Raw genomic sequence first — 12,387 nt, 5'->3', positions numbered from 1 at the left:
CTTAATTTTCTATTAAATCTTTTATAAAACGAGTACTGATTTCTGTAAAATCATTAAAATTGAATTGCGCTTCAGAAAGCACATTTTTATCTCCAATACCAATACTTATCATTTTTGCAGCATTGGCTGCTTGTATACCTGCAACTGCATCTTCAAAAACCACACAATCATTAGCATTTACCCCTAACTGCTGTGCAGCTAATAAAAATACTTCTGGATTGGGTTTTGCTTTGGTAACGTGATTACCATCTACAATTGCATCAAAATAAGGTAACAAACCTACTTTTTCTAAAATGGGTTTTGCATTTTTACTTGCAGAACCTAAAGCAATTGGTATGTTATTTTCTTTTAAATATTCTAATATTTTTGGTACATCAGGTAGTATTTCTGATGCATCCATATTTCTTATAAATTCTAAATAATCGATATTTTTGTCAATCATCCATTTATCAAATTCTTCTTGTGTTGCTTCTCTTTTACCAATTTCTAATAAAATTTCTAAACAGCGTTTTCTACTCACGCCTTTAAAAAGTTCGTTTTGTTCTTCAGTAAATTCGAAACCTAATTGGTTAGCTAATTTTTTCCAAGCTAAATAATGATATTTGGCAGTATCTACGATAACACCATCTAAATCGAATATAAATCCTTTTTTCATCTAATTTGTTTTTACTACATCATCTACGTCTTTTACTTTGTAGACTAAAGCTGCTGCGATTAAGAAACTAATTCCGCTAATAAGTAAAGCAAAAATTGCTTGATTGTTATAAGCGTATTTTACTAATGGACCACCAATTAAGGCGTTAATAATTTGTGGGATTACAATAAAGAAGTTAAAAATACCCATGTAAACTCCCATTTTTTTGGCAGATATGGAACCTGCTAAAATAGCATAAGGCATGGCCAAAATACTTGCCCAAGCGATTCCGACACCAATCATAGAAACGATTAGCCAGTTTTCATTTGGCATAATATAAATTGATAAAAGACCTAAACCACCAATAATTAAAGACAAAGAATGTGTTCTTTTTCTTCCTATTTTTTTGGCGATAAAAGGTAAAGCAAATGCGTAAAGTGCTGAAACTAAATTGTAAATTCCGAAAAGAATACCCACCCAATCTCCTGCATTTTGATAGGTTGTACTGCTGCTATCTGTATATGGCAAGCCATAAATATGTTGTGCAATTGCAGGAGTAGCAAAAACCCACATACCAAAAAGACCAAACCAAGAAAAGAATTGCACCCAACTTAATTGACGCATTGTAGTTGGCATTTTTCTGAAATCTTCAAAAATATCCATTAAACTAGAATTCTCTTCTTCTACTTCAGAATTGGCATCAGAATTTTCATCGAAACTCGCCAATTCTTCTGGCGAATACTCTTTAGTAGTAAAAATAGTGACTAAGATAGAAATGATTAAAATTGCAGCACCAATTACAAAAGACCAAATAAGGTTTTGTGGCACAACACCAGAAGAAGTTTCATTAGAAATACCAAACCAATTGGTAAGTGCATAAGGCAACCAAGACCCCACAACAGCACCAAAACCAATTAATGCCGTTTGCACACTAAAACCTAAAGTTCTTTGATCTGTTCTTAAATTATCGCCAACAAGCGCTCTAAAAGGCTCCATAGCAATATTAAAAGATGCATCCATAATCATTAACATTCCTGCACCAACCCAAAGAGCTGGTAAAAATGCAATAAATAAATCTGCCTGTGGCATTAAAATTAATCCTATAGAAGCCAGAATAGCACCTACTAAAAAATAAGGTTTCCTTCTCCCGAATTTACCCCAAGTTTTATCGCTATAATGTCCAATGATCGGTTGTACTATTAAACCCATTAATGGGGCTATAATCCAAAACCAAGAAAGCTCATGTACATCTGCACCAAAAATTTGTAAAATTCTACTAGCGTTTGCATTCTGAAGAGCAAAACCCATTTGTATTCCTAGAAATCCAAAACTCATGTTCCAGATTTGCCAGAAGCTTAATTTACGCTTTTCCATTATCGTAATTATTAGTTTATACGATAAGTGCTTTGACTTATCAATTAATAAATTTTGTGGAATGTAATTTATTGATAAATCTTAATAATGTAACAAAGATATATTATTTTTATCAAGTTGATAAAAATGAATACAAATTTCTACGACGACGGTTTCGTAGATTCTCGTAATTTTAAGTTGCTAGAAATAACGATTTTTTTAGGGCTATACACTTCAGATTCTTTCTCTATTCTTTCTATTAAAAGTTCTACTGATTGTTTACCCATGGTGTAACCATGTTGTGCTATTGTTGTGATAGATGGAGAAGAATATTCTGATATTAAACCATCTGTAAAACCAATAACAGAGAAGTCTTCAGGCACTTTTAAGCCTTTATCTTTGGCTATTCTAATAGCGTTTGCAGCATAGATCTCATTAACCGCAAAAACACCATCTATTCCTTCACTAAATAATGGTTTTATTTGTTTTTCTATATCAAGGTTTTCATCTACCTCTACTATTAATTTGGCATCTGTTTTAATATAATTTTCTATTAACGCTTTTTCATAACCTTGCCTTCTTAGTGTACCTACATTAACGTGTTTGGGTGTTGTGATTAATGCGATTCTTTTTCTGCCATTATCTAACAAATGTTTTGTGGCTTTATAGCCTGCTCCAACATCATCTACAACTACTTTATCGCATAAAATATCATCTACTACTCTATCAAATAAAACCAAAGGAATTTCTTCAGAAACCAAATCTATAAAATGCCTAAAGTCTTTGTTTTTTAAGGTTTCATTGGCTATTGACACAATAATACCATCAACACTACCATTAGACAAAACTTTTAAAGTTTCTACCTCTTTTTCATAAGATTCATTAGAAAAACAAACCATAATATGGTATCCTTTTTCTATAGCTCCTTCTTCTATTCCTGTAATTACTGTAGAAAAGAAATGATGTACAATTTTAGGCAAAATTACACCGATAACTTTTGTTTTTTGATTTCTTAACTGCAGCGCTAAACTATTGGGTTTATAGTTGTAAAGATTTGCATAAGCTTGTATTTTTTCTTTTGTTTCTTTACTAATCTCATGACTATCTTTTAAAGCCTTAGAGACAGTAGAAGTAGAAACACCTAATTCTTTAGCGATTGTTTTTATGGTAATTTTTTGCTTCATTTTTTTATAAAAAGGCAATTTTTGATGTTAAATATTGGCTATTTAATGATTTTTAACAAAAAAACTTGTTAACACGAAACCGTTTTCGTGATTTTTATCATATTGAAAACAGCAACCTTGTATCTATATTTACAATGTGGAATGTGAATTTATTGTTAAGTTAAAAATCAAATTTACAGTTATTATTTAACAAATTATACATGAAAAAATTTAAATTATTGTTAATTGGAATTCTTTTGACTTCGTCATTTACAATGTTTGCGCAACAAACAATAAATGGTGTAGTAAAAGAAAAAGCAACAGGTGAACCTTTACCTGGTGTTAGTATTTTGGTTAAAGGTACAACAAAAGGTACTCAAACCGATTTTGATGGAAACTTTTCTTTAGATAAAGTAAACTCTGGAGATGTTTTAGTTTTTACCTATTTAGGTTTTGCTAATAAAGAAGTAGTAATTGGTACTCTTTATAACTTAGAAATTGAGCTGATTGAATCTTCTGAACAATTAGAAGAAATCGTTGTAGTAGGTTATGGTACTGTTAAAAAAACAGATTTAACAGGTACAACAGATTTATTAACTAGCGACGACTTTAATAAAGGGCCTATAGTATCTGCACAATCACTAATTAGTGGTAAAGTTGCAGGTGTAAATGTAATTGCTGGTTCTGGTGCTCCTGGAGATGGTCAATCGATTAATATTCGTGGTACAGGTTCTTTATCTTTAACTAGTCAACCATTGTATGTTATCGATGGTATTCCTCTAGATAATGGAGGCGTTGGCGGATCTAGAAATCCGTTAAACTTTATTAACCCAAATGATATTGAAACATTTGTAGTATTAAAAGATGCATCATCTACTGCTATATATGGTTCTAGAGCAGCAAATGGTGTAATTTTAATTACCACTAAAAAAGGGAAGGATAGAGATTTTAAATTCAACATTAGCTCTCAAACTACGGTTTATACATTAAGAGATCAAGTTGATGTACTTTCTGCTAATCAATTTAGAACATTAATTAATGATATTGGTACGCCATCTCAAATTGCTTTATTAGGTGATGCAAATACAGATTGGCAAGATGAAATTTATACTACTGCAATTGGGCAAGATCATAACTTTAGTGCTTTAGGTAACCTTTATGGTGTACCAGTAAGAGCTTCTTTAGGTTATTCTGAACACGAAGGTATCTTAAAAGGTGATAATTTAGCACGTACAACTGCTTCTGTAAACTTATCTCCTTCTTTTCTAGATGATCATTTAAAAGTAGACTTAAATGCAAAAGGAATGTATACCGAAAACAAATTTGCAAATAGAGGTGCTATTGGTGGTGCAACTACTTTTGATCCTACACAAGCAGTTTTCGACCCTAATTCGCAATATGGAGGTTATTTTGCTTGGTTAGATGCTGGTACTGGAAACCAAAATAATTTAGCACCAACAAACCCGATTGCTTTATTAGATTTAATAGATGATACCGCAGAAATTAGACGTTTGGTTGCCAACGCAAAAATAGACTATAAAATTCATGGTTTAGAAGATTTAACGGCCACTGTTAATATTGGTTTCGATACTTCTAACAGTCATGGTAGAACAATTACTTCTGAGTTTATTCCAACTTCAGACGCAACATTCAATGGTTCATTAACCAGTTTTATTCAAAAATCGGACAACAAAGTTTTTGATGCTTATTTAACCTATAACAAAACATTTAACGAAGCACATAATTTAACTGTAGTTGGTGGGCATGCTTATCAATCTTTTGAATATGACAATTATAGTTTTGATAGTGAGGCACAAGAAGATGGTAATACTTTCGAATTTATAGACAAATCTAAAAATGTATTGTTATCTTATTTTGGTAGAGCAAATTACGATTATAAAGGTAAATACTATTTAACTGCAACTTTAAGAGCAGATGCATCTTCTAAATTAAATCCTGATGATCGTTGGGGAATTTTCCCATCATTTGCTGCAGCTTGGAGCATTCATAAAGAAGATTTTATGGAAGATTCTTTCTTTAACGAACTAAAATTAAGAGTTGGTTATGGAGAAATAGGAAATATTAACGGTTTAGGAGATTATCAATTTTTAACAAGATACAATGGTAGTACAGATACTGCTAATTATCAATTTGGTAATGCTTTTTATCAAACATTTAGACCAGAACCTATCAACAAAGATTTACGTTGGGAAGTAGGTAAAACCTTTAATGTGGGTATGGACTTTGCTTTTTTAGACAGAAGAATTTCTGGTTCTGTTAATGCATACATAAAACAAACAAACGACTTAATTGCGAGTTCTCTTGTAGATCCATTTACAAATTTTGGAAACAGAATTAATGCCAATATTGGTAACATGGAAAACAAAGGTTTAGAGTTCAACATAAATGCAACTCCAATTAGAACCGATGATTTTGAATGGTCTATAAACTACAACCTTTCTTTAAATGATAATACAATTACAGAATTATCTGTAGATCAACCTCAAGGAGGTATATCAACAGGTGTGGGTAATAACGTACAAGTTCACAGAGAAGGAGAAACTGCAAATAGTTTTTACGTTTTTCAACAAGTGTATGGCACAGATGGTAAGCCTTTAGAAGGTGTTTTTGTTGATAGAAATAATGATAATACTATTAATGACGATGACAAATATATTAACGAAGATCCTTTTGCTGATGTTTTAATGGGCTTTAACACTAATATCAATTATAAAAATTGGGATTTTTCTATTCAAACAAGAGCAAGTTTTGGTAACTATATGTACAATGATGTAGCTGCTAGCAGAGGAATAGAAATTAACGCTACAAACAACAACATTTTATCTAACTTACATTCAGATTATTACAATAGTGGATTTACCGTAATTAGCGATAAAACTGCATTAAGTGATCATTATGTACAAGATGCATCTTTCTTTAAGATAGATAACATCTCAATTGGCTATACCTTAGATAAGATTAAAAACACAACATTCAGATTCTACGGATCTTTACAGAATGTTTTAATTGTAACAGATTATGATGGTTTAGACCCAGAAATTAATTTAGGGATAGACAATAATTTTTACCCAAGACCAAGATCATTTGTCTTAGGTGCAAACATTAACTTTTAAATAAAAAATAATGCAACAAAAATTTAAATATTTAATTGTAATCATGTTATTCTCTTTAGGAGTAATATCATGTCATGAAGACTTGAATCAATCTCCAATTGATCCAGATAGTTTTACAGAAGAAGATGTATTTTCTAATGTAGCAGATGCACAAGGTGCACTTGCTAAATTATATGCAAGTTTGGCTTTAACAGGTCAACAAGGTCCTGCTGGTCAAGCAGATATTGCTGATATTGACGAAGGTTTTTCTCAATACTCAAGAATGTTATTTAACCTAAACGAATTAACTACAGATCATGCAGTTGTGGGTTGGGGAGATGCAGGTTTACCAGATTTACATGGTTTATATTGGTCTGGTAGTAACGATTTTACAGAAGCTATGTACTACAGATTAGCACAAGAAGTTTCTTTTTGTAACTCGTTTATAGACAATGCCGCAATTTTATCAGATACAGAAGTAGAAGCTTATATTGCAGAAGCTCGTTTTTTAAGAGCATTTGCGTACTTTAATTTAATGGATTTATATGGTAGTGTACCTTTAGTTACAACAGTAACAACAGAATTACCAGAACAAGCAACAAGAACAGAAATCTTTAATTTTATTGAATCTGAATTATTAGACATCCAAGATAAATTAAAGCCTAGTGGTTCTAATGAATATGGAAGAGTAGATCAAGTTGCTGCTTGGGCTTTATTATCTAAATTATACTTAAACGCAGAAGTTTTTACAGGTACTCCAAGATATGCAGATGCTGTAACATTTTCTAACAATGTAATATCATCTAGTTATTCAATTAACACCAATGATGCAAATGGAAATGGAACTGCTTATGACGAGTTATTTTTAGCTGATAATGATGTAAATGGTGCTCAAAACGAATTTATTTTCACTTTAAATTTCGATGGATTAAGATCACAAACTTATGGAGGGTCAACATTTTTAGTTCACGCTGCAATTGGTGGTACTATGAACGCTACAGAATTTGGTGTAAATGGTGGCTGGGGAGGCTTAAGAACTACAAAAAGTTTGGTAACTAAGTTTGATGTAGATGTTACAGCTTTAAACAACAACTTAGGCACTATGTCTGATTGGGGATTAGTAGGTGATGCTACAACCAATGGCTGGGATGGTCCTGATATGGAAATGTATGAAACTGGTAGCAATACTTACGCTATATATGCGAGTTTAAATACGGGAGAAATGAAATTTAGATTCAATGAAGATTGGGGTAATAATTATGGTGATGATAATACAGATGGTTCTTTAGAAGCTGGTGGAGCAAATATTCCTGTAACAACAGCTGGTACGTATTTTATCACTTTAGATTTAAATTCATTTACATACACAATGAGTCCTTTTGTAGGTGATAGTAGAGGAATGTTCTATAAAGACGGACAAACTTTAGAAATTGATGAAATACCAACTTTCGAAAACGGTTATGCTGTTACAAAGTTTAAAAACTTAGACTCTAATGGTAACCAAGGTTCTGATGCTGCAGGAGATTTTGTAGATACAGATTTACCTTTAATTAGATTGCCAGAAATTTACTTAAACTACGCAGAAGCTGTGCTTAGAGGTGGTGGTGGAGATTTAGGTTTGGCTGTTTCTAAAATTAACGAACTTAGAGAAAGAGCTTTTGGTAACACAAGTGGAAACATTACCAGTGGCGATTTAACTTTAGATTTTGTGTTAAACGAAAGATCTCGCGAGTTGTACTGGGAAGGACAAAGAAGAACAGATTTAGTAAGATATAATTATTTTACAACTGATTCTTATTTATGGCCTTTTAAAGGAGATTCTAGAGATGGTGTTAGTGTAGAAGATTACAGAAACATTTTTCCTTTACCAAATAATATTATAACAACCAATCCTAATTTAACTCAAAATCCAGGATACTAATAAATAAAGACATGAAAAAAATATTAAATTCATTATTCGCTCTAATTATTGTATCAATTGGTTTTACCAGTTGCGAAGATATTAGTGATCGAGTAATAGTAAATGAAAACGTAAACGCTACAACAGAATTAATTGTTGCAGAAACTACACCAATTATACTTTTAGAAGCAAATCAAGATAATATTGCTTTAAATACAAATTGGGCAGAACCAGATTATGGCTTTAGTGCAGCACCAACTTATAAATTACTTGTAGATTTAGCTTCAGGAGATTTTACTGGTGCAGCAAGTATCGATGTTGGCGATGATTTAGAAAAATCATTTACCACAATAGAACTAAATGCAATTGCTTTAGGTTTAGGTGCAGAAGCAGATATGGCTTCAGATTTATCAATAAAATTACAAGGTTTTGTTGGTGGACAATTATTAATTGACTCTGAAGCAAAAACCATCAATGTAACTCCATATTCTAGTATTTTAGATTTATCTACAACTTGGGGTGTAGTTGGTTCTGCTGCAAATGATTGGGGCGCAACTCCAGATTTACCATTCTTTACAACAGCAGATTCTGGTGTTTTAGTGGCTTATGTAACTTTAATTGATGGTGAAATTAAATTCAGAGAAAATAACGATTGGACAAACAATTATGGTGATACTGGTGCAGATGGAACTTTAGATGCTGGTGGAGATAATATTGCTGTAACTGCTGGTTCTTATAAAATTCTTATGAATTTAAACGATCTTACTTACACAATGGAACCTTTTACTATTGGTATTGTAGGTTCTGCTTATAACGATTGGGGTGCAACTCCAGATTTCGCTCTAACTTACGATCCTTATTCAGATCAATTTAGAGGAACAGTTAAGTTAGAAGAAGGTGAAATGAAATTTAGAATGAACAACGAATGGGTTACTGATTATGGTGATTCTGGTGCTGATGGAACTTTAGATTTAGGAGGAGATAATATTGCAACCACAGCTGGTAGATATATTGTTACTGTTAATTTAAATGATTTATCATACTCTTTAGAACCAATTGAACATATTTGGGGTCTTGTAGGTTCTGCTTATAACGATTGGGGAGCTACTTCAGATGCTCTTTTTACAAGAGATTGGTCTCAACCTAATGATGATATCTGGGTTTTAAACAATGTAACACTTTTAGATGGTGAATATAAATTTAGATCTAATGAGGCTTGGGCTTTAGATTATGGTGATACTGGTGCTGATGGAACTTTAGATCAAGGAGGAGATAATATTGTTGCTGTTGCAGGAACGTACTCTTTTGTTTTAGATTTTACAGATCCAGATAACCCTACTTACACAATAAATTAAGTTTTTTTTTAACTTAACAAAGGCTACCAATGGTAGCCTTTGTGTTTTAAAATCAATACAATATGAAAAAAATTACGATTCTATTTTTATTAATCAGTTCTTTAGGTTTTGGTCAAATAACCATAACACCAAATCCTTTTGATATTAACGCATCTATTACCATTAGTTTAGATGCTAACAGTACTGCCACAGATTGTAATGGCTTAAATAATCCGTCTAAAGTATATTTACATTCTGGTGTAGGTAATGCAAGCGATGCTTGGGGCACAAGTGTTGTTGGTAATTGGGGACAAGATGATGGAGTTGGAGAAATGACTTATAATTCATCTAACAATCGTTGGGAAATTACTTTTGTACCAAAAACCTATTATTCGTTAACAGATGCAGAAGCAACAAGCATTACCAATATGGGTATGGTATTTAGAAATGCTGCTGGTAACCAAGAATTAAAAGACAATGGTTGTGCAGATTTTATTTTTAATGTGGGTTCTTTTCAATTAACATTAAATGCACCATCAACCTCAACAACAATTTTAAACGCTGGCGAAACTATAGCTATAAATGCAACAGCTTCTTTAAACGCAAACTTTACTTTAAAAGCAAATGGAGCTACTATAGATCAAAAATCGAACTTAACATCTTACAGTTTTTCACCAACAGTTACAGAAAACACAACTTATATTCTAGAGGCTGTTAATAATGGCGAAACTAAAAGTGCAACCTTTCAGGCTATTGTAAAACCAACTGTTACAGAAGCTTCTATACCTGCAGAGTTAAAAGATGGTATTAATTTAAATGCTTCTGATAACACAAAAGCTACCTTAGTTTTTTACGCACCAGGAAAGGAATTTGTACATGTAATTGGTAATTTTAACAATTGGGAAATTGACAACAATTACTTATTAAAAAAAGACAGCTCTAAAAATCGTTTTTGGATAGAACTTACAGGTTTAACTCCACAAACCGATTATACTTATCAATATATTATTGAAGCAGATTTAAGAGTTGCAGATCCCTACTCTACTGTGGTTTTAACAGAATCTAATGATCAATATATAGATGATGTTACGTATCCAAACTTACCCAATTATCCTTCAGGAAAAACAAATCATGCAGTTACTTTGTTAAGAACTGGTGATGCAGATTATGTTTGGCAAAACACAAATTTTACAAAACCTGCTAAAACAGATTTGGTAATCTATGAACTGTTGATTCGAGATTTTGATGCCCTACATACTTTTGATGCTGTAAAAGCAAGATTAGATTATTTACAAGAATTAGGTATCAATGCTATCGAATTTTTACCTGTTATGGAGTTTGATGGTAATGAATCTTGGGGATACAATCCTTCTTTCCATATGGCTTTAGACAAATATTATGGAACAACAACTGCTTTTAAACAGTTTATTGATGAATGTCATAGAAGAGGAATTGCTGTAATTATTGATGTTGCATTTAACCATGCTTCTGGTCAAAATCCATATTACAGAATGTGGAATACTGATAATGGTGGTTATGGTGGACAAGCAAGTACAGACAGTCCGTTTTTTAATCCAATTGCAAGACATTCTTACAGTGTTTTTAACGATTTTAATCACTCTAAACAAGATGTTAGAGATTATGTAAAAAGGGTTTCTCAATATTGGATTAATGAATATAAAATTGATGGTTTTAGATGGGATTTAACCAAAGGATTTACTCAAAATTGTACAGGAAGCGAAGCTTGTACCAACGCATATCAGCAAGATAGAGTGGATGTTTTAAAAGAATATGCAGATTATCAATGGGAAATTGATCCTGATTTTTACATCATTTTTGAACATTTAGGTACAAATACCGAAGAAACTGAATGGGTAAATTACAGGTTAAATGAAGGCAAAGGAATTATGGTTTGGGGCAACCACAATCATCAATACAACCAAGCTACAATGGGTTTTGGTAGCGATTCAGATTTTTCTTGGATTTCTTTTAAAAATAGAGGTTGGTCTGTGCCTGCAAATGTAAGTTATATGGAAAGCCATGATGAAGAACGTTTAATGTATAAAAACTTACAATTTGGTAATTCTAGCGGAAGTTATAGTATAAAAAACACAAGCACAGCTTTAGATAGAGAAGAATTAGCTGCTGCTTTTTATTTTACAGTTCCAGGACCAAAAATGATTTGGCAATTTGGCGAATTGGGTTATGATATTTCTATTAATCAAAATGGAAGAACAGGTAATAAACCTATTTTATGGAATTATTTTGATGATCAAGACAGAAAAGATGTGTACAACACTTGGTCTAAATTAATTCAGTTAAAATTAAAATTTGACATTTTTGAAACGTCTGATTTTACCATGGATGTTGCAAATACAAATGGATTAAAGAAAATTCATTTAACTGATGATACTGCTCAAGAAATTCAATATGTAACCATAATTGGAAACTTTGGAGTTACTACGCAAAATATAACTCCTGCGTTTCAAAAAACTGGAGTTTGGTACGATTTGTTAAAAGATGATCAAACCATTACTGTAAGCAATGTTAACGATGTTATTTCTTTAGCTCCTGGTGAATTTAAAGTTTACGGAAACAGTAAAGCTGCTTTGTCTACAGAAGATTTATTTTTAGATGATGAAGTTTTGGTTTATCCAAATCCTGCAAAAAATGCATTCAAATTAAACATCAATACAAACAGCGTTCGTGTTTTTGATATGAATGGAAAAAAAGTAATGGATTTTTCTGGAAACTTTAGCGCAAATGAAACTTTTAATGTTCAGCAATTAAACAAAGGAATTTACTTTTTAGAAGTTAAAAATCCGGAAGGAAAAGCTTATAAAAAATTAATTATAGAATAAGTATTTTCTTAAATATTTTACTATTAAAA

At 31.9% G+C, this 12,387-nt stretch carries 7 protein-coding genes; 4 read left to right on the top strand and 3 right to left on the bottom strand.

Annotation, left to right across the window (positions count from 1 at the left end; translation table 11 throughout):
* Nucleotide 1: 1 nt before the first annotated feature.
* From pgmB to ACWYN7_RS13075, 3 genes are all read right to left on the bottom strand, one after another.
* On the bottom strand, nt 2-655 hold the full coding sequence (pgmB, locus tag ACWYN7_RS13085; RefSeq protein ID WP_462860428.1) for a beta-phosphoglucomutase: 654 nt from the start codon (nt 653-655) through the stop codon (nt 2-4).
* On the bottom strand, nt 656-2,008 hold the full coding sequence (locus tag ACWYN7_RS13080) for an MFS transporter (protein WP_462860427.1): 1,353 nt from the start codon (nt 2,006-2,008) through the stop codon (nt 656-658). It abuts the gene before it with no gap.
* Nucleotides 2,009-2,148: 140 nt separating this feature from the next.
* Nucleotides 2,149-3,171, bottom strand: coding sequence for a LacI family DNA-binding transcriptional regulator (locus tag ACWYN7_RS13075; protein ID WP_462860426.1), 1,023 nt, complete (start codon nt 3,169-3,171; stop codon nt 2,149-2,151).
* A gap of 200 nt (nt 3,172-3,371) precedes the next feature.
* Here ACWYN7_RS13075 and ACWYN7_RS13070 point away from each other — a divergent pair, with 200 nt between their 5' ends.
* The 4 genes from ACWYN7_RS13070 to ACWYN7_RS13055 all read left to right on the top strand — a co-directional run bounded on the left by ACWYN7_RS13070 (nt 3,372) and on the right by ACWYN7_RS13055 (nt 12,358).
* The gene (locus ACWYN7_RS13070; protein WP_462860425.1) at nt 3,372-6,284 is read left to right on the top strand and encodes a SusC/RagA family TonB-linked outer membrane protein; all 2,913 of its coding nucleotides are present in this window, start codon (nt 3,372-3,374) and stop codon (nt 6,282-6,284) included.
* A gap of 10 nt (nt 6,285-6,294) precedes the next feature.
* The gene (locus ACWYN7_RS13065) at nt 6,295-8,184 is read left to right on the top strand and encodes a RagB/SusD family nutrient uptake outer membrane protein (protein ID WP_462860424.1); all 1,890 of its coding nucleotides are present in this window, start codon (nt 6,295-6,297) and stop codon (nt 8,182-8,184) included.
* Between the two features lie 11 nt (nt 8,185-8,195).
* Nucleotides 8,196-9,518 carry a SusE domain-containing protein gene (locus ACWYN7_RS13060; protein ID WP_462860423.1) on the top strand — a complete coding sequence of 441 codons (1,323 nt, stop codon included), beginning with the start codon at nt 8,196-8,198 and terminating at the stop codon, nt 9,516-9,518.
* A 62-nt stretch (nt 9,519-9,580) separates the two neighbouring features.
* Complete coding sequence (locus ACWYN7_RS13055; protein ID WP_462860422.1) at nt 9,581-12,358, top strand: alpha-amylase family glycosyl hydrolase; 2,778 nt, start codon at nt 9,581-9,583, stop codon at nt 12,356-12,358.
* Nucleotides 12,359-12,387: the final 29 nt, after the last annotated feature.

The organism is Polaribacter sp. M10 (assembly GCF_054968445.1).
The sequence above is the reverse complement of the archived record's forward strand: the minus strand, read 5'-3'. Positions and strand labels throughout refer to the sequence as shown.